Below are 22,597 nucleotides of genomic sequence, written 5' to 3' on the forward strand. Positions count from 1 at the left end.
TCCGCTACTCGAGGCCGGACCGGGTGGCGTCATCCAGCGGCGTCCACCAGGTCAGCGGGGGGACCACCTTGAAGCGGCGGCCGGTAAGAGTGTCCGGCGTGATCCTGACGAAGTGTTCCTTCTTGCCAGCCTGCCACGGAAACAGCAACAAGCCCACGGTGTCGAGGACCTCCTGCTGGTTCTTCACCGGCGCGGCCTGTCCCTTGATCACCACACTCCAGGCGATGCCGGTGTCAGCGTCAATGCCGTCGGCCTCCAGTGCCACCGGAGTGTCTGCCGTGGCTGCCTGCAGTTTGGTGCCGTCCGCCGTGCGGAACACCAGGGTGCCGTGGTCCACCTTGTAGTTGATTGGGAAGATATCGGGATGGTCATCCACCCACACCGCCAGCCGGCCCACGCTGACGCCGCGTAACAGACGCCAGCATTCGTGGTTGTCAAGATTCTCAACTTCGTGTGCCTGCTGGTTTTTGCCCGGGTTGGGATCAGTACTCATGGCGCCGAGCCTACGCCAGCCCGGCCGGAGCGGGGTAGGGGAAAAGGTCACAATCCCGGGCTGATCGTCCGACTACTCGGGTCTTTGCACCTGCCACGGGGTATTCTGGCTTCACAATCGTCAGCGTTGACGAGCGTCGCGTTCGTTTTTATTGAATTGGGGCCATGAGCATGCATTCAATGGGGGACCGCCAGGACCAGACCGCCACGGAGCCGCAACCCATGGTTGACGGTGTCCTCCGGGGGTTCGTCTCCCGGGCCGAGGAGCTCCTCCAGTCCCAGGAACGGATGGCCGGACTGCTGGAAGCAGTGGTCGCCGTTGCCGAGGACCTCAGCCTGGATGCCGTGCTGGAGCGCGTGGTGGAGTCCGCCTGCCGGCTTCTTCATGCCCGCTATGGCGCCTTGGGCGTCATCGGCGATGACCGCGCGCTGAGCCACTTCATCACGGTAGGCATTGACGAGGAACTCGCCCACCGGATCGGGCCGCTGCCTACCGGCCACGGAGTCCTGGGGCTGTTGATTTCCGACCCACGGCCCCTCCGGCTCCACGACCTGCGCCAGCATCCGGAATCCTACGGTTTCCCGGCGAACCATCCCCCCATGAAGTCTTTCCTCGGCGTTCCTGTGCGTGTCAGGGATGTGGTCTTCGGCAACCTCTACCTGACGGAAAAGGAGGACGGCAGCGACTTCACGGCCGAGGACGAGGGCCTCGCCGTGGCGTTGGCCGCCGCCGCGGGCGTGGCCATTGAGAACGCCCGTCTTTATGACGACTCCCGGCGCCGGGCCCGCTGGCTGGAAGCCTGTATGGACGTTTCCGGGCTTATGCTCAGCAGCGACCGTGATTACACCTCCGGGGGACTGGATCCCATCGCCAGCCGGGCATTGCAGGAATCCGGCTCGCAACTGGCGCTGCTGGTGGCGGCCGCCGGGGACGCCTCGGGCCATATCGTCGCCGGCGTCGCCGGAAAGCGCGGTTCACAGTTCTCGGGCCGGTCGCTGCGACTGGATTCACCGTTGCTGGAAAGTGTCCTCGAAGGCGGGGAACCTGTTGTTCTGGACGACGCCTCCGCGCTCTTCGGAGAGATCGACGGCGGGATCACCGGGCCGCTGCTGGCGGTGGCGCTGAGCACGCAGGGAGCGCATCACGGGCTCCTGGTGCTGGTCCGGGACCCGGACGCACTCCACTTCGCCCGCACGGACATCGAGATGGGTGCCGTCTTCGGTTCCCATGTGGCCCTCGCCCTTGAGCTTGCCCGTGTCCACCGGCTCCGCGAGGAACTGCTGGTGTTCACCGACCGGGACCGAATAGCCCGCGACCTCCATGACCTTGTGATCCAGCGTCTGTTCGCGGCGGGGCTCAGTGTCCAGAGCCTGACCCGCTTCACCAAGGACGAGCTCGCCACGGAGCGGATCCGCACCATCACCGGAGAGCTTGACGAGGCGATCCGGAGCCTGAGGGACACCATCTACTCGCTCAAGAGCAGCAGCGGGGAAACGGAGCTGCTCAGCGGCCGGATCCGGCGGGTGACCCGCAGCTCGGCGAAGTCCATGCCGTTCACCCCGCGGCTGACCCTGACGGGCCCGGTGGACGCCGTCACACCGGATAAGGCCGACAACGTTGTGGCCGTGGTCTCGGAGGGCCTCAGCAATGCCATCAGGCATTCCGGGGCGGACGCCATCTCTGTGTCGGTAGGCGTCGTCAAGGGCCGGGTCACGGTTGTCATCACGGACAACGGCGCAGGCTTCGCGGAACCGGAAAAGCGCAGGGGACTCGCCAACCTGGAAGACCGCGCCAAGATGCTGGACGGCGAATGCACGATCGTCAGCGCTCCGGATGCCGGCACGAGCCTTGAGTGGTCAGTGCCGCTGTAGCATCGCTTCCTGAGCCGCCGTACCCTCGCGCGTCCTGAGCGGGCGCCCTCAGGTACCGCCGCGAGCGGCGGCTGCCGGCCATCAGCTGCCGGCTACCGGCTGGCGCTGTGGGCACGGTTGCCCTCGGGCTGGCCTGAGGGTTGCACCGGCGACGCGGGACCGGCAATGAACACGGCGGCCTGGGTCCTCCGTTCGAAGCCCAGCTTGGCAAGCAGCGATGAAACGTAGTTCTTGACCGTCTTCTCCGCGAGGAACATCTCCGCGGCAATCTGGCGGTTCGTGAGTCCGCCGCCCACCAGCTCCAGCACCCGGCGCTCCTGGGGTGTGAGGGAAGACGTCCGGGGATCCACTTCTTCAGCCTCCACCAGGCTGTCCACGACGCCGGCGGCCACGCCCTCCTCGAAGAGCGACTCGCCGGCGGCCGCCCGGCGCAGTGCTCCGATCAGGTCGGTGCCGCCGATTTCTTTCAGCACATAGCCGCGCGCCCCCGCCAGGACGGCGCCGCGCAGCGCTTGTTCGTCGTCGAAACTGGTCAGGATGATGCAGTTCAGCGACGGATCCACCGAACGCACGTCGCGGCAGACTTCAATGCCGGTCCCGTCCGGAAGCCTGGCATCGAGCACACATACGTCAGGATGCAGGGCGGGGATCCGGCGGGTTGCCTCGACGGCGGAGCCTGAACTTCCCACCACCTGAAAGCCTTCACCTTCAAGGAGTTCCTGAAGGCCGCGTCGGACTAGTTCGTGGTCATCCAGGATGAAGACTCGTATGACAGCCCGCGCCCCGTCGGGTGCAGTGAGACCTGCGTCTGCCCAGGCAATCATGATTCTCCCTCCGGCGGCTTGCGCTGCCATGTGTGGTGCGGTGGTCCCCAGCCTGTCCGCAGATCATACCTGCGTGTCCGCTGACTCCATTGTCGCCGACCCGGGCGCCGCTGTCGCCGGTCGCCCGGACCTCGCGCGAACTGACGGTCCCTGCGGGCTGCCCCCGCGAGTGGTATACGATCCCGACCAATGCAATTCTTCCCCCTGCCGGCAACCCCGACAAGGGTCCTAGGTCCCGCCGGGTTGGGTCCTGCAGACCGCCCACAGGACATACGACCCTAGCCGTCGTCGCGGCTGGTCCGCCATTGTAGGCTGGACGCGTCAACCGCACGACGAAAGGACCAGCAATGACCGAAGCCAGGGACATCCGGACCATCGTGGTGGGGGTTGACGGTTCCGATGCCTCGGTGGAGGCGCTGCGCCAGGCACAAAGCCTCGCCGGACCTCTCTCGGCCACGCTGGTCGCCGTGGCCAGTTGGGATGTTCCTCCCGTGTACGACGGTTACGTCGCGATGGGGATCGACGACTTCGACGTCAGGGCCGGCGAAATCCTGCAGGAGACAGTGGACAAGGCGTTCGGGGCGGAGAGGCCTGTCAACGTCGAAACGCGGCTGGTGCAGGGTCACCCGCGGTACACCCTGATCGAGGCAAGCCGGGACGCCGACCTGGTGGTGGTGGGCCGCCGCGGGCACGGCGGGTTTGGCGGAATGCTGATCGGGTCCGTGAGTTCTGCACTGGTGGCACACGCCCATTGCCCCGTCCTGGTGGTCCATTCACCGGAGTCGAAGGCGGCAAAGGCCGCCAAGTAGGCAGGGCCCGGCCCGCTGATTGAACCGGGCCTTCTTAGAACGGCGCCCTGTTCGAACGGCGCCTTATTCGAACGAGGCCCGTCGGGGATCGGAGAGCCGGGTGGTCCACAGGTCAGGCCGGTTGACTTTGAACCGGCGCCCGGTCATGGCCTTGGGCGCAAGACGCACGTAGTAGTCCTTGTCGCCCGGCTGCCACGGCTCAAGCAGCTGTTCGTCCACGGCGTCCTTTTCCTTCTGGCTTTCGATCAACTGCGCCTCGCCGCGGGCCACAACGCTCCAGGCCTGCTGCTCGTGGGCGTCGTAGCCGTCAATCTCGAAAGCGACCGGCTTGGCCGTCATCGCTGCCCACAGTTTGGACCCGCCGGCGGTGCGGAACACAATGGAGCGGCGCTCCAGCGCGAAGTTCACGGGAAAGATCTCCGGATGGCCGTCCACGATCAGGGCGATCCGCCCCACCACTTCTGTTTCCAGCAGCGTCCAGCACTGGTCAAGGGACAGTCCGAAATCGGGCGCAGGCGTGGTCTCTGTGTTCATGTGGACCCACGTTACGTTCTGCCCCGGCACCCCATTAGGGCCATAAGGCCCGCCCCGGGCCCCCATACCCAACGACGCCGGACGCCGCCCGACGTCGCCGGGCGCCAGCGCCTACCAGGGGCTCGGCTTGTAGTCCTTGAGGAAGACGCCGTACTGGTCTTCGCCTGACTCGCCCATCACGATCGGATCGTAGACCCGGGCGGCCCCGTCAACGAGGTCGAGAGGGGCGTGGAAGCCCTCCTCCATGAGGCGGACCTTGGTGTAGTGCGGGCGCTCGTCGGTGATCCAGCCGGTATCGACGGCGGTCATGAGGATACCGTCTGAGTCCAGCATCTCCTGGGCACTGGTCCGGGTCATCATGTTCAGCGCGGCTTTGGCCATGTTGGTGTGCGGGTGGCCCGGGCCCTTGTAGGCGCGGGAGAACTGGCCTTCCATGGCGCTGACGTTCACGATGTACTTCCGCTTCGCGGTGGAGCGTTTCATCGCCCCGCGGAGCCGGCTGACGAGGAGGAAGGGCGCGGTGACGTTGCAGAGCTGGACTTCGAGCATTTCGAGGGGGTCGACTTCATCCACCACCTGGGTCCAGCTGTTGATGGCGGCCAGGTCCGGGACCAGGCCGCCGGCGTCGATGGCGGTGCCGGCGGCGATCCGCTCCAGCGATGCGGAGCCGGTGGAGAGCGCCAGCGAGGTGATGGCGTCCCCGGCCAGCACCGGGTGTTCCAGGACGGTGCTGGCCAGGGCCAGCGGGTGCTTGTCGTGGGCGTGGCCGAAGGTCACGAGTTCAGGGCCGCCGTTGGCGGCCTGCAGGGCCTCGGGCAGCGGCTCGTCCTCGGCGTCGACCAGCGGCTTGTACGCGTTGCCGGAGCGTCGCACGGTCTGGGCCGCGTTGTTGATGATGATGTCGAGAGGACCGGCGGCGTCCAGGGAATCTGTCAGCGCCATCACCTGGGCGGGGTCGCGCAGGTCGATGCCGACGATCCGCAGCCGGTGCAGCCAATCGCCGCTGTCCTCCATGGCGGCGAAGCGCCTGGCGGCATCCTTGGGGAAGCGGGTGGTGATGGTGGTGTGGGCGCCGTCGCGGAGCAGGCGCAGCGCGATGTACATGCCGATTTTCGCCCGGCCGCCGGTGAGCAGCGCACGGCGTCCCGACAGGTCCGTCCGCGCGTCCCGCTTGCTGTGGCTGAAGAGCGCGCATTCCGGGCACAGCTGGTGGTAGAACGCATCCACCTGGGTGTAGTGCTGCTTGCAGATGTAGCAGGGCCGGGACCTGATGAGGTGTCCGGCGATGCTCCCCGTTGTGGACGGGGCGAGCTTGTTGCCGCGGGTTTCGTCGTCGATCCGGTCCGGGGCGGCTGTCGCCGTCTGGGCGATCACGGCACGGTCGGCCTCGGCGATCAGGTCCCGCTTGCTGACCCGGCGGTGACGCTTAACGGCCTTGAACATTTTGCCGGTGGCCCGGCGCACCGAAATATAGTCCGGGTGCTCCTCGTCGTAGACGTGGATGCTGTTCAGGACCTTGAGGCAGGCCTGGATTTCCTCGGGGGTCAGATCGGACTGCAGATCGGGGGAGCTCATTCCCCCAATTTTACAGCCTGCGCGGGGCCCGGACCGACGCCGGCGCCGGGCTCCCGCACTTCATGAATCCCCGCTAAGGGAAGGCTCAGTGGTCCTTCGGGGACCCCGCGCCTTGGACGCCCACTGCGGCGGCCTGGACCTCGGCGACCTTGTCCACGGATTCCCTCATGGCGGGCCAGTTCTCCGTGGCGGCACGGACGGCGTCGGGCACCAGGATAAGGTTGGCGGCGGACAGGGCACGTTCGGCCTCTCCGGGTTCGGGCACGAACTGCCCCTTCGACAGGACGGTGATGCCCGATTCGGTGACCTTGAAGCCGCGGGACCGGTCCAGGTCGGCGTCGAGGCCGATTGCGGCGCCCGCCGGGACCTTGACGTTCTTGTCAATGATGGCGCGCTTGACCACAGCCCCCTCACCGATGTTGACCTTGTCCATGAGGACGGAGTCCAGGACCCGGCTGGCGGTCCCGACGTAGACGTCGTTGGACAGGACGGAGCCTTCCACGATGCCGCCGGAGATCACGACACCGCTGGCGACGATCGAATCCAATGCGGTGCCCACGGTGTTCTTCTGGCCGCGCACGAACTTGGCCGGCGGGGAGATGCTCTGGCGCGTGTAGATGGGCCATTCCGAGTTGTACAGGTTGAAGACCGGCACGGGCGAAATGAGGTCCATGTGCGCGTCGTAGAACGAGTCGATGGTGCCGACGTCGCGCCAGTACGTGCGGTCGCGTTCGGTGGAGCCGGGGATCTCGTTCAGCGTGAAGTCGTAGACGCCGGCTTCTCCCTTGTCCACGAAGTAGGGAATGATGTCGCCGCCCATGTCGTGCTTGGTGTCCAGGCGCTCGGCGTCGACGTGCAGCGCTTCGACCAGGGCATCGGCGTCGAAGACGTAGTTGCCCATCGAGGCGAGGAACTGGCTGGGATCGGCGGCCAGGCCCGGCGTGGAGGAGGGCTTCTCGACGAAGGCCGCGATCTTCTCCGGGTTCTCCTGGTCCACTTCGATGACACCGAACTGGTCGGCCATGTGCAGCGGCTGGCGGACGGCGGCAACGGTGGCCTTGGCGCCGCTGGCGACGTGCTGGTCCACCATCTGCGCAAAGTCCATCCGGTAGACGTGGTCTGCGCCCACAACCACCACGATGTCCGGGTTGGCGTCATGAATCAGGTTCAGTGACTGGTAGATGGCGTTGGCGCTGCCGAGGAACCAGCTCTTGCCCACGCGCTGCTGCGCCGGGACCGAGGCGATGTAGTTGCCCAGCTGGGTGGACATCCGCCAGGTCTCGGAAATATGGCGGTCCAGGCTGTGCGACTTGTATTGCGTCAGCACAACGATCTGCAGGTAGCGGGAATTGACCAAATTGGACAACGCAAAGTCAATGAGCCGGTAGCTTCCCGCGAACGGCACGCCGGGTTTGGCCCGGTCCGCCGTCAGTGGCATGAGCCGGTTTCCCTCGCCGCCTGCAAGGACAATAGCCAGAACTTTCTTATTCGGCATGGTGATCGCTCCTGAACGCCTTTGTACTTCCCCAAAACAGTCCGGCACGCCCGAACGTCTTCACACTAGATCAGTTCCACCGTAACGACTACCTTGGGGTTTGTGCGTATAGACATTGTGACCAAAGAATTCCCGCCCGAAATCTATGGCGGCGCCGGGGTCCACGTGGCCGAACTCAGCCGGGTGCTCGCCCAGCACGTGGATCTGCAGGTGCGCGCCTTTGGCGCGCCCCGTGAACCGGGGTACCACGGAGCGACGGTCACGTCCTACGCCGTGCCCGAGGACCTCACCGGGGCGAACGCCGCGGTGCAGACCCTGGGCGTGGACCTGCGGATCGTCCCGGACATCGCGGGAGCGGACCTGGTGCACTCGCACACCTGGTACGCCAACATGGCCGGGCACATCGCTTCGCTGCTGCACGGCATTCCGCACGTGCTCAGTGCGCACAGCCTCGAGCCGCTGCGTCCGTGGAAGGCTGAGCAGCTCGGCGGCGGCTACGCGCTGTCCTCCTGGGTGGAAAAAACCGCCTACGAGGCCGCCTCCGCGATCATCGCCGTCTCCGAGGGCATGCGCCAGGACATCCTCCGCAGCTACCCCGAGGTAGACCCCGCCAAGGTCAAGGTTGTCCACAACGGGATCGACGTGAGCCTCTGGAACCGGGACGAGGACGACGACGTCGTCCGCGCCCTGGGGATCGATCCCGCCCGGCCGAGCGTGGTTTTCGTAGGCCGCAATACACGCCAGAAGGGCGTGCCCTACCTGCTCCGCGCGGCCGCCAAGCTGCCCGCCAACGTGCAGCTGGTGCTGTGCCTCGGCGCCGCGGATACCCCCGAGCTCGCGGCCGAAACCGCCCGCCTGATCGAGGAGCTGCAGACCCAGCGCAGCGGTGTGATCCTGGTGGAGCGGATGCTGCCGCGGAACGAACTCATCCAGGTCCTCAGCCACGCCACAGCGTTCGCCTGCCCGTCGATCTACGAGCCGCTCGGCATCGTCAATCTTGAGGCCATGGCCTGCGGCGCCGCCGTTGTGGCCAGCGCCACCGGCGGAATCCCCGAGGTGGTCCAGCACGGCGAAACCGGCCTGCTGGTGGACGTCGAGCAGGTCACGGACGGGACCGGCACTCCGCTGGACCCGGAGAAGTTTGTCACCGAATTCGCCGCCGCCCTGACCGAGGTGGTGTCCGATCCCGAACGGGCCCGGGCCATGGGCCAGGCCGGACGCCGCCGGGCGGAGGAGCACTTCTCCTGGGAATCGATCACGGAAACCACGCTTGAGGTGTACCGCTCGGTGCTCCCCAAGGGTTCCTGACCCGCTGTCTCCAGAGAACAGACGACGACGGCGCCGCCCCGGAATGGGGGCGGCGCCGTCGTCGTTTTCCGGCCGGGTCAGGCGCGGCGCTTGTCGATTCCCTGGGTCTTTTGCCCGCGGGTCTTTCGGGCCAGCAGGATTTTCTCGTCCACCGGAGCGTCGCCGCTGGCGCGCTGCCGGCGGAAGTACTCGCGTGCCTCGTCCTGGCGGACCTTTTCGGCGCCCGTGGCGATCTCGGCGCGGAGATGTTCAGGGCCGAAGCCGAAAGCGTCCACCAGGTCCAGGGCGTGCGGGCGGATCTTCACCAGCAGCCGGTTGATGTAATCGCCCACGGTCCGGGCGCGCTGCATCGAGAGCCGGCCGTTCATCAGGTACCAGGACAGGTTCTCCTCGATCAGGGACAGGCCGAACAGATCGCGCAGCCAGGTCAGGACCTTTTTGGTTCCCGGGTCCGTGACCTTCCCCAGCGCTTCGGTGAAGGCTTCCCACTGCAGCAGTTCGGCGTGTGCCTGGGCGGCTTCGATGAGCTCGTTCTGGTGGCTGTTGAACAGCGCGGCGCCCTGCTGCTGCGGCAGCTTGCCGGCGCCCTTCAGGGCCGAGCCGACTTCGGCGACCATGGTCTGGACCCGGTCGGTCAGCAGCGCGCGCTGGCTCGCTTCGTCCTTGAGCGCGATGGCCGCTCTCTGCACAGACCCGGTGTCCGCCATGAACTGTGCCACCCCGCGCAGGCCGGTCCGGTGGATGGCGGCGTCGGTGGCCTGGCCGACGACGTAGCGGGCCAGCACCCCGAAGTCCACACTGCGGAATTCCTTGGCGTAGTCGGCAAGCAGCCGCTTGGCAACAAGCTGCAGCAGGACGGTGTTGTCGCCCTCGAAGGTGGCATAGACGTCCAGGTCAGCACGGAGCGAGGCGAAGCGGTTCTCGATCAGGAAGCCGGCGCCGCCGCAGGCCTCGCGGCATTCCTGCAGGGTGTCGAGGGCATGCCAGGTGCTGAGCGGCTTGAGCGCTGCCGCGAGGGTTTCCAGGTCCTGGCGGTCCTCGTCCGTGTCGGTGCGGCCGGAGAAGACGTCGTCGAACTTCTGCAGGAGCTGTTCGCTGGCGAAGCCCGCGGCGTAGGTGGTGGCGAGGCGCGTGAACAGCCGGCGCTGGTGCCGCTGGTAGTCCAGCAGCACTTCCTCGTCGGTCTGGGAGGAGGCGTTGAACTGGCGGCGCTCCGTGGCGTACTGGATGGCAGTCTTCAAGGCGAGCTTTGACGCGGTGACGGCGGCGCCGTCGAGAGAGACGCGGCCCTGGACCAGGGTGCCGAGCATGGTGAAGAAGCGGCGGCCAGGGCTGGTGATGGGGGAGCTGTAGGTGCCGTCGGCGTCGACGTTGCCGTAGCGGTTCAGCAGGTTGGTGCGCGGGATCCGGACGTGCGTGAAGTGCAGCCGGCCGTTGTCGATGCCGTTGAGGCCGCCCTTGACGCCGTCGTCCTCGCCGCCGATTCCGGGCAGGAACTCCTTGGTTTCAGGGTCGCGGAGGTCCATGTAGAAGGCGTGGACGCCGTGGTTTACTCCCTGCGTCACCAGCTGGGCGAAGACCACCGCGGCGAGGCCGTCCATGGCGGCGTTGCCAATGTAGTCCTTCCACGCGGCACGGAACGGCGTATGCACCACAAATTCCTCCGTGGCCGGATCGTACGTGGCGGTGGTGGCGATGCTGGCAACGTCCGAGCCGTGCCCGGTCTCCGTCATGGCAAAGCAGCCGGGAATGTCCAGGCTCATGATGCCGGGGAGCCATTTCTCGTGGTGTTCCGCGGAACCGAGGTGGTTCACGGCGGAACCGAACAGGCCCCACTGGACGCCGGCCTTGATCTGGAGTGAGGGATCGGCGATGACGAGCTCCTGGAAGCCTGCCACGTTGCCGCCGTGCTCGTCGGCGCCCCCGACGGACACGGGGAAAGCACGGTGCACCGCGCCGTTTTCCACCAGGATCTTGAGCTGGCCGAAGACACGCCCGCGGTGCTCGGTGTGGGTCAGGCCCTCTGTTTTGTACAGCTCCGGCCGGCCTGCGAGGTTCCGGGCGGCACGGCGGGTCTCGGCCCACTTGCCCAGGAGCAGCTCGCCCAGGGCCGCGACGTCGACGACGGGGGCCGGCGCCCCGGAGGAGTTCCACGCGGCGGCCGGCGCTGACGTGTTGCGGACAGCGGCGTTGCGGGCTGTGTTGTTGGGGGCTGACTTGTTGGGGGCTGCGCCCGACGGGCGGTCTGCGAGTTCGGTCATGTCGATTCCTTCTTTGGTTCTGACAAGGGCGGTGCTGAAGTTGGCGCTGGCGGGCTCGGGGCGGCTGCGCGCAGCTCTGGGGCAAGGCCGAGGCACAGCCAGTCGGTAATCTGGCGTGCCATCGCTTCCTGGCCGGGTTTGGACGGGGACTCCGGGCTGGCGAGCCATTGTTCGCCGGCGTTCCGGACCAGGCCGATCGCCGCGTTCGGCCAGTAGCCGATCACGGCCTCCCGCCCCGCCGAGTCGCCCAGGTGGTCGCGCATGGGGCGGGCGATCATATCGCTGATCGCCGCGAAGAAGTGGCCCAGAGCGCCGGCGGTGGCGATGGTGCCGTTGGTGGCTCCGGTGTCGCCTGGGGTGTAACGCGTCACGAAGGCGTACACGTTCGGGCTGGTCTCAGCCATCTGAAGGTACGCGGAGACCATCGCGAACAGTCCCTCGCGGGGAGTCTGCGCGCTCTGCGCGGCCTCCTGTATCCGGCGCTGCATCTGGCTCAGCACCACTTCACCCACGGCCTGCTGCAGCCCGGCCTTGTCCCCGAAGTACCGGTAGAACACGGATTTGGAGGTGCTCGCCGCGGCGGCGATGTCCTCCATGGACGCATCGCTGCCGAGCGCGTGCACGGCCCTGCGGGCTGACTTGATGAGCTCCCGGCGGCGCTCTTCGCGGTGCGACTGCCAGCGCGAGGCTCGGCCGTCCACACTGCCACCGCCGGCAGCGGGGGAGCCGGCGGCGCTTCCGCCTGGAAGGTCTGACTGGGGGATGTTCACGATACCCAGCGTATCAGGTACGCTGGGTATCGGTAACCCGCTTTGATCAAAGGAGACAGCCCATGTCCGTCAACGGACAGTCCGCACCCGGACCAAAGGAACCGACCCGCGCAGCGACGCCCCCGGCAGCCAAAGGCACTGGCACACCGGCGGCAGGATCGGGCACGGACCTTGCAGCCGGCGCAGCAGCCGGACCCGCCGCTTCCCAGCTCCCGCAGGTTCGCAGAGCGGTCATCGTGGGCGGCAACCGCATTCCCTTTGCCCGGACCGGGGGCGCCTACACCAAGTCCTCCAACCAGGACATGCTGACAGCAGCCCTGGACGGACTCATCGCCCGTTTCGGGCTGCAGGATGAGCGCATCGGGGAAGTTGCCGCCGGCGCCGTGCTCAAACACTCCCGTGACTTCAACCTGACGCGTGAAGCCGTGCTCGGCTCCGCACTCTCCGCGGAGACGCCCGCCTACGATCTGCAGCAGGCCTGCGCCACCGGGCTGGAGACAGTCCTCGGCCTCGCCAACAAAATCAAGCTCGGCCAGATCGACTCAGCCATCGCCGGCGGCGTGGACTCCGCCTCCGATGCTCCCATCGCTGTGAGCGAGGGCCTGCGCGAAGTGCTCCTTGACCTCAACCGTGCCAAGACACTGCCGCAGCGTCTCCAGGTCCTCAGCCGGCTCCGGCCCAAGGACCTCACGCCGGATGCCCCCAACACCGGCGAACCGCGCACCGGGCTCTCCATGGGAGAGCACCAGGCCCTCACCACGGCGCAGTGGAAGATCACCCGGGAGGCCCAGGATGAGCTGGCCTTCAACAGCCACCGCAACCTCGCCGCCGCCTACGACGCCGGCTTCTTCGATGACCTGCTCACCCCTTACCGCGGCCTGACCCGGGACTCCAACCTGCGCGCCGACACCAGCCTCGAAAAGCTGGCCACCCTGAAGCCCGTTTTTGGCAAGAGCCTGGGTTCCGCGGCCACCATGACGGCGGGCAACTCCACCCCGCTGACTGACGGCGCGTCCACCGTGCTGCTCGCCTCGGAGGAGTGGGCCGACGCCCACGACCTGCCGAAGCTGGCCACGGTGGTGGACGGCGAGGCGGCAGCCGTCGACTTTGTCCACGGCAAGGACGGCCTCCTGATGGCACCCGCCTTCGCCGTGCCGCGCCTGCTGGCCCGCAACGGACTCAGCCTCGAGGACATCGACTTCTTCGAAATCCACGAGGCATTCGCCGGCACCGTGCTCAGCACCCTGGCAGCGTGGGAGGACGAGGAATTCGGCCGCACCAGGCTGGGGCTGGACGGGGCCTTCGGCAGCATCGACCGCACCAGGCTCAACGTCCACGGGTCCTCCCTCGCGGCGGGCCACCCCTTCGCGGCCACCGGCGGGCGGATCGTCGCTTCGCTGGCGAAGATGCTCCACGCCAAGGACCGCGTGGACGGCCGTCCGGCCCGCGGCCTCATCTCCATCTGCGCCGCCGGCGGCCAGGGCGTCGTCGCCATTCTTGAAGCACACTAGGGGGATCCGATGACCGACAAATACACCCAATTCGTGAGCCGCGCCCCGGGCCGGGACATTGCCCGGAAACTCGGACTGCCCCAGCCCGTGGTGTTGAGGCGCCACAAGCCGGGCCAGCCGCTCATCACCGAGCCCGTTCTGGTCCAGGGGACCGGCACGGGAGCCGACGAGCTGGCCGCCACCCTGCTGGCCTGGGATCTCGATGTGCGCCGGCATGCCGTGCCCAAAGAGAAGCTCGGCGCCATCATCCTTGTGCTCGACGAACTGGCCCGCCCCGAGGACCTGGCCCGGCCCGTGCTCACCGCGGCCACGTCCCTCCGCGACCTGGCACCCAATGCCCGCGTCATCACCGTCTCGCGTGCCGCATCCGACTCTGCAGATCCAGCCGCTGCCGCGGCACGTCAGGGAGTGGACGGGCTCGTCCGCTCGCTGGCCAAGGAACTCCGCGCCGGTGCCACCGCCAACGGCATCCTGCTCGCAGGCGGGGCCGGCACCACCAGCCCCAGTACCCTCGGGGCCCTCCGGTTCTTCCTGTCCGGCCGTTCCGCGTTCGTCGACGGCCAGTTCCTCACCGTCAGCTCCGCGGAAGGACAGCTGCCGGCCGACGCCGAGAAGCCGCTGGCGGGCAAGGTCGCCGTCGTGACCGGGGCCGCGCGGGGAATCGGCGCCGCGATTGCGCGCACCCTGCGCCGCGACGGCGCCACGGTGGTCGTCGTCGATATCCCGGCGGCAGGGGACCACCTCGCCGCGGTGGCCAACGAGGTGCACGGCACCGCCCTGCAACTGGACATCACCCGGGAGGACGCCGGAGAGCGGATCATCGAGCACGCTGTGGAACGCCACGGACGCCTGGACATTGTGATCCACAACGCCGGCATTACCCGGGACAAGCTGCTGGCCAATATGGACCAGAGCCGCTGGGACTCCGTGATCGCGGTCAACATCGCCGCGCAGCTGCGGATCAACGAGGCGCTGCTGGCCTCGGAGCATTTCCGGAACTCACCGCGGATCGTCTCCGTGGCCTCCACCAGCGGAATTGCCGGCAACCGCGGCCAGACCAACTATGCCGCCTCCAAGGGCGGTGTGATGGGTATGGTCCGGGCCACGGCTCCACTGCTCGGGGTGCACGGCGGTTCCATCAACGCCGTCGCCCCGGGCTTCATCGAGACCGAGATGACCGCGAAGATCCCCTTCGCCACCCGCGAGATCGCCCGCAGGCTCAACAGCCTGCAGCAGGGCGGCAAGCCGGGCGATGTGGCTGAAGCCATCGTGTTCCTGGCCAGTGACGCTGCCGGCGGCGTCTCCGGCGAGGTCCTGCGCGTCTGCGGCCAGAACCTGGTGGGAGCATGAGCCCATCCGGGCCCGTCATCCTCGGTGAGATGCCGTCGCTGTCGAAGCTGTACGTGAACGCGGCCGCCACCGCCGCCCGCCGCCGGGTGTTGGGCACCCATGCGGGGAACGGGCTTCCGGAGGCACGGCACGAGGTCCGCGGGGTGAAGGCGGCGGTGGAGAACCTCACCGCTTACCAGCACCTGATCGGGGAGACGGCCAGCGATGTGCTGCCGGCCGGCTTCATCCACGCGCTGGCGTTCCCGCTGGCCATGAGTGTGATGAACCGGGATGACTTCCCGCTGCCGCTGCTGGGGATGATCCACCTGCAAAACCACGTGGTGCAGTCCGCGCCGCTGCGGTTTACGCAGGCCCTGGACGTCCGGGCGTGGACGGAGAACCTGCGGGGCCACCGGTCCGGCACCCAGCTTGATGTCGTCACCGAGGTGGGTTGTACGGGGGAGGACGCCGTGAGCTGGCGCGGTGTTTCGACTTACCTGGCGAAGGGCGTTTTCCTGCCCGGCCTCGACAAGACCACGGCTGCTTCGGCGGCGGCGGACTTTTCGGCGCCGGATCCCACTGCGTTGTGGCAGCTGGGCGTCGATACCGGGCGGGCCTACGCCGCCGTGTCCGGCGATTTCAACCCGATCCACCTGAGTGTCCTTTCGGCCAAGGCGCTGGGCATGCGGCGGTCCATTGCGCACGGCATGTATCTCGCGTCGAGGGCGCTGGCGGACGTGGGCGCCGTGAAGGGTGAAGCTTTCAGCTGGGACGTGGCCTTCGAGGCGCCGGTGTTCCTGCCGGCCCGGGTGGCACTGGACATCAGTTCCGTCCAGGACACCGCGGGGGCGTGGCAGCGCTCGGGCTATGTCGCCTGGAACGCGCGTTCCGGACGCCGGCATTTCAGCGGATCGGTTGCCGCGCTCTAGCCGCGACGGCAGACAGAGGGACAGCCGGCAGAAGGACGGCAGACACAAGGCCGACGGCGGCGCCCTCCCCGGAAGGGGAAGGCGCCGCCGTCGTTGTCCCGTCTATTCGGCTATTGATTGTTCGTCGCCGGAACCGCGCTGGTCCCTGTCTGCTGACTCCTTCACCACACGCAGCATCCGGTGCAGGCTCAGCAGGATCGATTCGACGGCGCTGGGAGCACCCGTGGCCGTTTCCTCGCTGCCGACCCTTGCCGTCAGGGCCTTGACGATGTCGTCGGCCTCTGCGCTCAGCTCCGCCCGCCGCTCCGGGCTTTCCTCCTCCTCGACCGCCCGGAGGACGTCGCCGACGGCCGCCATGGCGTCGGCGAGCGGCGCGGCGTATTCGTCCGGCACCACAAAGGGGGTGTCCTTGGCCCAGATGACGTCCGAGAGCACCTGGGTCACGTCCTGGACGTGGAAGGTCACCCGTTCCAGGTCCCGCAGGTTGCGGTAGTCCTGGTCGATGTCGCGGGGATGGAGCCGGCGCCGGGGGTTCGCCCGCCGGCTGGCGTCCGCTTTCTCCACCGCCAGGCGGACGGACCGTGCGGACGCTTCAAGCGCGTCGGAGCGTTTTGACCAGTCTTCGTGCTCCGGGGGCCAGCTCTCCTTCAGCGCCTTGGCCATGTCCCAGAGCTGCTGGGCGAGCGCCAGGCGCAGTTCGGCGATGCTGAGTTCGGCGGCGCGGAAGTGCAGCGGCGGGAACACCAGCAGGTTCACCAGGATGCCCACCGTGACCCCGGCCCCCATCTGGAGGAGGTAGCCGAAGGAGAACTGGTCCGGATCGTGGCCGCCGACCAGCAGCACCAGGAGCGCCGCCGTCGGGATCCAGTCCCGGCCCGCGCCGATCTTCGGGAGTCCGGCGAGGATGACGCCGAAAGCCATCACCACACCGACCGTCAGCGGCGTGGGACTGCCAAGGATGAACAGCACAAAGGCCAGGCCGACGCCGATTGCCAGGCCCGCGAGAGTCTGGATCCCCTGTTTCATGGAGCCGGCGACGTTCTCGTACATCGCCACCAGGGCGCCCAGCGGAGCGTAGTAGGGGTAGTCGGCCGCGGAGCCCGGCATAAACGGGGCGATGGCGAAGGCGATGCCCGCGGCTAGTCCCGCTTTGAAGGCCAGCTGCAGCCGGGGCCACAGCAGTGCCGAACGTACGTTGCCGGACGCGATCCGCCAGAGCCGCCGGGGCAGGGAGGGGCCGCCGGTGCGGGCGGCCTCGTCTGTAGTTGTCACCCGGTTCACCCTAGGGCGGGGATATTGCTGCGACAACTGGACGAACCCGTCCGGGGCCCTCCTGCGGCTTAGCCCGCGCCGTGTCCGGGGGCCAATTCTTCCCCGGCCCGGACCGGGCCGGGCGGTGTTCCGTCGCCGAAGGGACGCCCGCCGAGGGCTTCGCGGCCGTGGCCGGTCAGCCAGCCGCCGAGCTCCGGCCCCGCGGGAACGATCCCGGTGGGGTTGATGTCCTCGTGGACGATGTAATAGTGCTGCTTGATCTGGACGAAGTCGGTGGTGTCGCCGAATCCGGGGGTCTGGAACAGGTCGCGGGCGTAGGCCCACAGCGCCGGCATCTCACTGAGCTTCTGCCGGTTGCACTTGAAGTGCCCGTGGTACACGGCGTCGAACCGGGCCAGCGTGGTGAAAAGGCGGACGTCGGCTTCGGTGATCGTCTCGCCCACGAGGTAGCGCTGGCCCGTGAGGCGCTCCTCCAGCCAGTCCAGGGCGGTCCAGAGCCGGTTGTAGGCTGCGTCGTACGCTTCCTGCGAACCGGCGAAGCCGCAGCGGTACACGCCGTTGTTCACTTCCGTGAAGACCCTCTTGTTGACCGCGTCGATCTCCCCGCGCAGCGCCTCCGGGTACAGGTCCGGCGCGCCCGGCCGGTGGTACCCGGTCCACTCGGTGGAGAAGTCCAGCGTGATTTGCGGGAAGTTGTTGGTCACCACCTGGCCGCTGCCGACGTCGACAATGGCCGGGACGGTGATGCCGCGGGGATAGTCCGGGAACCGGCGGAAATACGCCTCCTGGATCCGTTCGATACCGAGCACCGGATCCCTGCCGTCAGGATCCAGGTCAAAGGTCCATGAGCGCGCATCGTGCGTGGGGCCGGGCTGGCCGAGGGAAATGGCGTCCTCGAGGCCCAGCAGCCGCCGCACGATCACGGTCCTGTTGGCCCACGGGCAGGCGCGGGCCGCGATCAGCCGGTACCGCCCCGGCTCCACCGGCCAGCCGGGCTCACCGTTCGGGCCCGGGGTGCCGTCGCGGGTGATCCGGTCCTCGATGTAGTTGGTGTCCCGGGTAAACTCCTCGCCGCCGGTGACATAGGCGCCCTTGGTGCTGAATCCCGGATCGTCGGTGTGTGTTTGGCTCATGGTCCCAGCCTATGCCGGGGCACTGCCAAAGGCGTGCAATGCTGCTCCCTGCCACTGTGGAGGCAGTCCGGCCGCGAGGACCTGGGACATTGGCTGCCAGGCGAACCACCAGGCCGCGCCGACCACCACGGCGAACAGGACGATCCACACGGCCGCGGGGATGCGGGTGGCCCGGGACAGCAGATACGCGTCCGACGACGCCAGCCGGTCCCGGTGCCGCAGGTGAACGGTGGCCACCTTGCCAAGGTCCCTGACGGCGGCGACCAGGAGTGCCAGGCCGAGCACGATCATGACATGGCCGGTGAATTCGGGAGGGACAAACAGCACCAGCATGGCGGCGGCCAGGACCGCAGCCGCGGTAATGAGCAGACCGATGCCGTTGCGGATGAACAGGAACGAGGCCAGCAGGATGAGGGTCCCCACCGACATGGCTGCCGGGCCCCATCCGTTGAAGCCGCTCCAGACCATAGCGGCCCCGACGACGGCCGGCACCGGGTAGCCCCAGAAGGTGGACCAGACGGCCGCCAAGGGGCGCCGGCTGTAGGTGGTGGTGGTGCCCGAATGGTCCAGGCCCAGGCGGATGCCGCCCACACGCTGTCCCGTCATCAGTGCCGCGAAGGCGTGGCCGAGCTCGTGCGTCACGGTGGCCAGCAACCCGAAGTACCGCCAGGTCACCCGCGGCAGGGAGAGAACGACGGCGAGCAGGACCACCAGGGCGAGCTCGGTGCCGGTGACGTGGGGGACGGGGGATTGGGTGAAACCGGCGGCAATCCGGTCCCACCAGGTCCCGGCCGCGTCGGTCAAGCCCTGCCCCTTGGGGTAGGCCCGGCCGGGCCGGCACTGTGCCGGATGCAATACGGTGTCCAGGGCCTGGCTTCCAGCCGTCCCTCGGCGATCGCTTCGCCGCACACGGAGCAGATTCCGTAGGTGCCGGCGTCGATCCGTGCCAGGGCTGCCTCAATGTGCGCCAGGCCCTGCCGGCTCTGGTCCATCAGGGCGGAGGCCTGGGAGAGCTCAAAAGCGATGGTTGAGCCCTCGGGGTCGTGTTCGTCATCGACGTTTGAATCCTGCCGGGCGGCGTTCACCGCCGTGATGTCCCGGCGCAGCGCGGGAAGGAGTTCAAGTTTGCGGCGGCGCTCCTCCTGAAGGAGAGTCCGGAACCGTTCGACGTCGACCATAGGCTGCAAGGCTAGCGCGGCGCGGTGTCCCGCGTCGAAACCCGGCGTCGAAATCCCGAGCCGGAAACCGGCGGCGGAACCCGCGGCGGGCAGGCACCACCTGGTTGGGCCGAAAGGCCCCGGTGCCCGGGGAATTCCCGCCGTACAGTGGGGAAAAGAGCGGGGAAGCCCTATTCCACAGCCCCAGGAGACGTCATGGACCAGCCAGCGGCCGGCACCGTCAACAAGAGCGCCGATGACGACGCCGCGGCCTTCGCGGCGGTTGAACAGCACCATGCGGGCATGCTCAAGCGCCTCAGCGCGCTGGCGGCGACACTGGTCCGCGCCGTCAGGACCGGCGACACTGTGGCGGAGCACGACGCCCACGAGGTGCTGGTGGAGTGGTGCGAGACCGAACTCGTCCCGCATGCGCTCGCCGAAGAGGGACCGCTGTACACAGGAGCAGGGAAGCTGCCGCAGGGCCGGCTGCTTGTGGAGGGGATGCTGGCCGAGCATCAGGTGATCGTCGGCCTGGTCGTGGACCTGCGGGGATCCGCCGGGGTGGACGCGGCCGTGGCCGCAGGCTCCCTCCGGAACATCTTCGCCCTGCACCTGGAGAAGGAGAACCGGCTCCTGCTGCCGTTCATCGTAGCCTCCCCGGAGCTCTCGCTGGCGCGCACCGTCGAGGGGCTGCAGGAACTGGTCGGTGAAACCCACGTCCACCGGCACGGGACGGGGCACGGGGGCAGCGTTTAGAGTTGCCCCATGGCTGATGGCATGCACCATACCAACGGTTCCGGCGCACCCCTGCTGCTGAGGGAGCTCGCGGCGGCCCACGGAGTGGGGACCACGTACTGGGGGTGGGACGGCGTCGAACGGTCCGTCCCGGAAAGTACCTTGCGCGCAGTGCTCACCGCGCTGGGTGTCCCGGCGGGGGACACGGAGGAGACGGAGCGGTCCCTGGCCGAGGCCAGGCTGGCGCCGTGGCGGCGCCTGCTGCCGCCGGTCGCCGTCGCGCGGGAGGGACAGGGACTGCTCGTCAATGTCCATGTGCCGCACGGAAGCGCCGTGAGCGTCTGGATCGTCGCCGAGGACGGCACCAGGTTCGAGGCAACGCAGCGGGACAACTGGGATGCGCCGGTGGACGTCGACGGCGTCCTTACAGGCCGGGCGACCTTCGCGGTGCCGGACCGGGTGCCCCTGGGGTGGCACACACTTTTGGCGGACAACGGGGGAGCGGTGGCCCAATGCCCGCTCATCGTCACACCCCGGCGGCTCCACACCACCGAGGCGCTCATTTCATCGGGCGGGTCGGGACGGCGGAACTGGGGCCTGACCGCGCAGCTCTACTCCGTGAGGTCTTCCCGGTCCTGGGGCATCGGCGACTTCACCGACCTGGCCGATCTCGCCGCGATGACCGGGCAGGAAGGCGCCGGCTTCCTGCTGGTCAACCCCCTGCACGCCGCCGAGCCCCGGCCTCCGGTCGAGGACTCGCCCTACCTGCCCACCACCAGGCGGTACTTCAACCCGCTCTACCTCCGGGTGGAGGAGATCCCCGAGTACGGCTACCTCGAACCGGCCGGCCGGGCCAAGGTGGAGCGGTTGGCCGGTCAACAGCACCCCGCCAACCACTCCACCGGGCTGCTGGACCGGAACGCCAGCTATGGGGCCAAACTGGCTGCCCTGGAGCTGCTGTTCGGCGTTCAGCGCGACCCCGCCCGTTCACTCGCGTTCGCTGACTTCTGTGCCCGGGAGGGGAAGGGACTCGACGACTTCGCCCTGTGGTGCGCCCTGGCCGAGAAGCTGGCCCCCGACGCCGCCCAGTGGGCGGCGGAAGCCTCCTCGCCGGAGACCGCCTATTGCCGGGAGCAGCGGGCGCTGCTGGCAGGCCGGATCGAGTTCCACCGCTGGCTGCAGTGGCTCTGCGACGAGCAGCTCGAGGCCGCCCAGCGTTCGGCCCGGAGGGCGGGCATGGAAATCGGTGTCATCCACGACCTTGCCGTTGGGGTGAAGCCGGGGGGCGCGGACGACTGGTCGCTGGCCGGAGTCCTGGCCCGGAACGTCTCGGTGGGCGCACCGCCGGACATGTTCAACCAGCAGGGCCAGAACTGGACCCAGCCGCCCTGGCACCCCGGCCGGCTCGCTGAATCGGGCTATGCCGCCTACCGGGACATGCTCCGCACGGTGTTGCGGCACGCCGGCGGGATCCGGGTGGACCACATTCTGGGGCTGTTCCGCCTGTGGTGGATTCCAGAGGGGGCGGAGCCGGGGGAGGGCACGTACGTCTATTACGACCACGAGGCACTCATCGGCATCCTCGCGCTGGAAGCGCAGCGGGCGGGGGCGATCGTGATCGGCGAGGACCTGGGCGTGTTCGAGCCATGGGTCCGGGACTACCTCGCCGAGCGCGGGATCTTCGGCACCTCCATTCTTTGGTTCGAGCACGACGGCGACGGTCCGATCCCGCCGGAGCGTTACCGGCAGCAGTGCCTGACCAGCGTCAACACCCATGACCTGCCCCCGACGGCAGGGTACCTGGCCGGCGAGCATGTCACCCTCCGCGAATCCCTGGGGCTGCTGCAGCGACCGGTCCACGAGGAACGCGCCGAAGCCGCCGCGGAGCAGGAAGCCGTGTTGCGTCTCCTGCGCGACCGCGGCCTGCTGCCGGAGCCGGGACACCGGGACGTGCAGCGCACCGTGGAGGCGCTCTACGCCTTCACCACCCTGACGCCCTCATCGCTGCTGGGTGTCGCGCTGGTGGATGCGGTGGGCGAAACCCGGACGCAGAACCAGCCCGGTACCAGCACGGAATACCCCAACTGGCGCATACCCCTCGCGGGTCCCGGCGGACCCGTCCTGCTGGATGGCCTGCAGGCCGATCCCGGGTTCCGCTCACTTGTCGGCATTATCCGGACCGCGTTGCACCAGGACGCCTAGAAGCGACGCAGCCGCCCGGCGAGACCCGGGGCGCACGAGTTCCGCGACCCGGCACCCCGGCTGGACGACCCCTGGCAAGCCGGGACTTACACATGTTTGTCTATTTCCCGATAAGCCGTCTTTGGCCGCAAACCCGGGTTGCCGGGCACGCGAAAAAGGCCCTGGAATCGATACGATTCCAGGGCCTTTTCCTGTTGTGCGCGGAGGGGGACTTGAACCCCCACCCCCTTTCGAGGACTAGCACCTCAAGCTAGCGCGTCTGCCATTCCGCCACCCGCGCAGGTGGTATTCGGTGAACCATTTCGCCTTTCAGCGTTTTGGATTTCTCCGAAGCAGCGAGAAAGACTCTAGCACGACTTTTCGGCAAACAAATAATCGGGGCCCGGAGG

At 68.0% G+C, this 22,597-nt stretch carries 19 protein-coding genes and 1 tRNA gene; 8 read left to right on the forward strand and 12 right to left on the reverse strand.

From position 1 onward, the window contains the following. Positions 1-4: 4 nt before the first annotated feature. On the reverse strand, positions 5-493 hold the full coding sequence (locus FS787_RS01040; protein ID WP_144670274.1) for a pyridoxamine 5'-phosphate oxidase family protein: 489 nt from the start codon (positions 491-493) through the stop codon (positions 5-7). A 170-nt stretch (positions 494-663) separates the two neighbouring features. On the opposite strand from FS787_RS01040, the gene FS787_RS01045 reads away from it, so the two are divergent. Beyond that, complete coding sequence (locus tag FS787_RS01045) at positions 664-2,364, forward strand: GAF domain-containing protein (RefSeq protein ID WP_260982462.1); 1,701 nt, start codon at positions 664-666, stop codon at positions 2,362-2,364. A gap of 92 nt (positions 2,365-2,456) precedes the next feature. On the opposite strand, the gene FS787_RS01050 is transcribed toward FS787_RS01045, so the two are convergent. Continuing rightward, a complete protein-coding gene (locus FS787_RS01050) occupies positions 2,457-3,188 on the reverse strand; it encodes a response regulator transcription factor (RefSeq protein WP_144670276.1) in 732 nt (243 codons plus the stop codon). A 347-nt stretch (positions 3,189-3,535) separates the two neighbouring features. Between FS787_RS01050 and FS787_RS01055 the strand changes: the two genes are divergently transcribed. Beyond that, on the forward strand, positions 3,536-3,997 hold the full coding sequence (locus tag FS787_RS01055; protein WP_144670278.1) for a universal stress protein: 462 nt from the start codon (positions 3,536-3,538) through the stop codon (positions 3,995-3,997). A 63-nt stretch (positions 3,998-4,060) separates the two neighbouring features. Here the strand turns inward: FS787_RS01055 and FS787_RS01060 are convergent, their stop codons facing one another. From FS787_RS01060 to glgC, 3 genes are all read right to left on the reverse strand, one after another. Then, positions 4,061-4,531, reverse strand: a complete 471-nt coding sequence (locus tag FS787_RS01060) for a pyridoxamine 5'-phosphate oxidase family protein (RefSeq protein ID WP_144670280.1) — start codon at positions 4,529-4,531, stop codon at positions 4,061-4,063. 111 nt (positions 4,532-4,642) lie between these two features. Then, positions 4,643-6,106, reverse strand: a complete 1,464-nt coding sequence (locus FS787_RS01065; protein ID WP_144670282.1) for an SDR family NAD(P)-dependent oxidoreductase — start codon at positions 6,104-6,106, stop codon at positions 4,643-4,645. A gap of 85 nt (positions 6,107-6,191) precedes the next feature. Then, entirely contained in the window at positions 6,192-7,607 is a 1,416-nt protein-coding gene (gene glgC / locus FS787_RS01070; RefSeq protein WP_186329121.1) for a glucose-1-phosphate adenylyltransferase, read from the reverse strand. Between the two features lie 96 nt (positions 7,608-7,703). Between glgC and glgA the strand changes: the two genes are divergently transcribed. Further along, complete coding sequence (gene glgA / locus FS787_RS01075) at positions 7,704-8,909, forward strand: glycogen synthase (protein WP_144670286.1); 1,206 nt, start codon at positions 7,704-7,706, stop codon at positions 8,907-8,909. Between the two features lie 77 nt (positions 8,910-8,986). Here the strand turns inward: glgA and FS787_RS01080 are convergent, their stop codons facing one another. Continuing rightward, a complete protein-coding gene (locus FS787_RS01080; protein ID WP_144670288.1) occupies positions 8,987-11,170 on the reverse strand; it encodes an acyl-CoA dehydrogenase in 2,184 nt (727 codons plus the stop codon). After that, positions 11,167-11,940, reverse strand: coding sequence for a TetR/AcrR family transcriptional regulator (locus FS787_RS01085; RefSeq protein WP_186329060.1), 774 nt, complete (start codon positions 11,938-11,940; stop codon positions 11,167-11,169). Before FS787_RS01085 ends, FS787_RS01080 begins: the two co-directional genes overlap by 4 nt. A gap of 62 nt (positions 11,941-12,002) precedes the next feature. Here FS787_RS01085 and FS787_RS01090 point away from each other — a divergent pair, with 62 nt between their 5' ends. The 3 genes from FS787_RS01090 to FS787_RS01100 are packed head-to-tail and all read left to right on the forward strand — an operon-like array spanning position 12,003 to position 15,709. Beyond that, positions 12,003-13,451: an acetyl-CoA C-acetyltransferase gene (locus tag FS787_RS01090; protein ID WP_144670290.1), complete on the forward strand. Its 1,449-nt coding sequence runs from the start codon at positions 12,003-12,005 to the stop codon at positions 13,449-13,451. Positions 13,452-13,460: 9 nt separating this feature from the next. Then, a complete protein-coding gene (locus FS787_RS01095; protein WP_144670292.1) occupies positions 13,461-14,801 on the forward strand; it encodes a 3-oxoacyl-ACP reductase in 1,341 nt (446 codons plus the stop codon). Then, positions 14,798-15,709 (forward strand): MaoC/PaaZ C-terminal domain-containing protein, encoded by a 912-nt coding sequence (locus tag FS787_RS01100; protein WP_144670294.1) that lies wholly within the window; start codon positions 14,798-14,800, stop codon positions 15,707-15,709. Before FS787_RS01095 ends, FS787_RS01100 begins: the two co-directional genes overlap by 4 nt. 102 nt (positions 15,710-15,811) lie before the next feature. Here the strand turns inward: FS787_RS01100 and FS787_RS01105 are convergent, their stop codons facing one another. The 4 genes from FS787_RS01105 to FS787_RS01120 form a co-directional block, all read right to left on the reverse strand. Further along, on the reverse strand, positions 15,812-16,888 hold the full coding sequence (locus FS787_RS01105; RefSeq protein ID WP_144671814.1) for an aromatic acid exporter family protein: 1,077 nt from the start codon (positions 16,886-16,888) through the stop codon (positions 15,812-15,814). 161 nt (positions 16,889-17,049) lie between these two features. Beyond that, positions 17,050-18,114, reverse strand: a complete 1,065-nt coding sequence (locus FS787_RS01110; protein ID WP_144670296.1) for a glutathione S-transferase family protein — start codon at positions 18,112-18,114, stop codon at positions 17,050-17,052. Between the two features lie 9 nt (positions 18,115-18,123). Then, on the reverse strand, positions 18,124-18,918 hold the full coding sequence (locus tag FS787_RS01115) for a M50 family metallopeptidase (protein WP_144670298.1): 795 nt from the start codon (positions 18,916-18,918) through the stop codon (positions 18,124-18,126). Continuing rightward, positions 18,915-19,292 carry a TraR/DksA C4-type zinc finger protein gene (locus tag FS787_RS01120; protein ID WP_144670300.1) on the reverse strand — a complete coding sequence of 126 codons (378 nt, stop codon included), beginning with the start codon at positions 19,290-19,292 and terminating at the stop codon, positions 18,915-18,917. Before FS787_RS01120 ends, FS787_RS01115 begins: the two co-directional genes overlap by 4 nt. Positions 19,293-19,487: 195 nt before the next feature. Between FS787_RS01120 and FS787_RS01125 the strand changes: the two genes are divergently transcribed. Together FS787_RS01125 and malQ are read left to right on the forward strand one after the other, a co-directional pair. Then, the gene (locus FS787_RS01125) at positions 19,488-20,027 is read left to right on the forward strand and encodes a hemerythrin domain-containing protein (RefSeq protein WP_144670302.1); all 540 of its coding nucleotides are present in this window, start codon (positions 19,488-19,490) and stop codon (positions 20,025-20,027) included. Positions 20,028-20,036: 9 nt separating this feature from the next. Next, complete coding sequence (malQ, locus tag FS787_RS01130) at positions 20,037-22,208, forward strand: 4-alpha-glucanotransferase (RefSeq protein WP_186329061.1); 2,172 nt, start codon at positions 20,037-20,039, stop codon at positions 22,206-22,208. Between the two features lie 197 nt (positions 22,209-22,405). On the opposite strand, the gene FS787_RS01135 is transcribed toward malQ, so the two are convergent. Then, positions 22,406-22,488 (reverse strand) — tRNA-Leu (locus FS787_RS01135). Positions 22,489-22,597 lie beyond the last annotated feature (109 nt).

Source organism: Arthrobacter sp. U41, from assembly GCF_007679325.1.
Classification (GTDB): Bacteria; Actinomycetota; Actinomycetes; order Actinomycetales; family Micrococcaceae; genus Arthrobacter.

Bases quoted from the DNA above. Each gene is read 5' to 3' on its own strand.
- FS787_RS01040 (WP_144670274.1), bottom strand. From the start codon at position 493: ATGAGTACTGATCCCAACCCGGGCAAAAACCAGCAGGCACACGAAGTT.
- FS787_RS01045 (WP_260982462.1), top strand. From the start codon at position 664: ATGCATTCAATGGGGGACCGCCAGGACCAGACCGCCACGGAGCCGCAA.
- FS787_RS01050 (WP_144670276.1), bottom strand. From the start codon at position 3,188: ATGATTGCCTGGGCAGACGCAGGTCTCACTGCACCCGACGGGGCGCGG.
- FS787_RS01055 (WP_144670278.1), top strand. From the start codon at position 3,536: ATGACCGAAGCCAGGGACATCCGGACCATCGTGGTGGGGGTTGACGGT.
- FS787_RS01060 (WP_144670280.1), bottom strand. From the start codon at position 4,531: ATGAACACAGAGACCACGCCTGCGCCCGATTTCGGACTGTCCCTTGAC.
- FS787_RS01065 (WP_144670282.1), bottom strand. From the start codon at position 6,106: ATGAGCTCCCCCGATCTGCAGTCCGATCTGACCCCCGAGGAAATCCAG.
- FS787_RS01080 (WP_144670288.1), bottom strand. From the start codon at position 11,170: ATGACCGAACTCGCAGACCGCCCGTCGGGCGCAGCCCCCAACAAGTCA.
- FS787_RS01090 (WP_144670290.1), top strand. From the start codon at position 12,003: ATGTCCGTCAACGGACAGTCCGCACCCGGACCAAAGGAACCGACCCGC.
- FS787_RS01095 (WP_144670292.1), top strand. From the start codon at position 13,461: ATGACCGACAAATACACCCAATTCGTGAGCCGCGCCCCGGGCCGGGAC.
- FS787_RS01100 (WP_144670294.1), top strand. From the start codon at position 14,798: ATGAGCCCATCCGGGCCCGTCATCCTCGGTGAGATGCCGTCGCTGTCG.
- FS787_RS01110 (WP_144670296.1), bottom strand. From the start codon at position 18,114: ATGAGCCAAACACACACCGACGATCCGGGATTCAGCACCAAGGGCGCC.
- FS787_RS01120 (WP_144670300.1), bottom strand. From the start codon at position 19,292: ATGGTCGACGTCGAACGGTTCCGGACTCTCCTTCAGGAGGAGCGCCGC.
- FS787_RS01125 (WP_144670302.1), top strand. From the start codon at position 19,488: ATGGACCAGCCAGCGGCCGGCACCGTCAACAAGAGCGCCGATGACGAC.
- malQ (WP_186329061.1), top strand. From the start codon at position 20,037: ATGGCTGATGGCATGCACCATACCAACGGTTCCGGCGCACCCCTGCTG.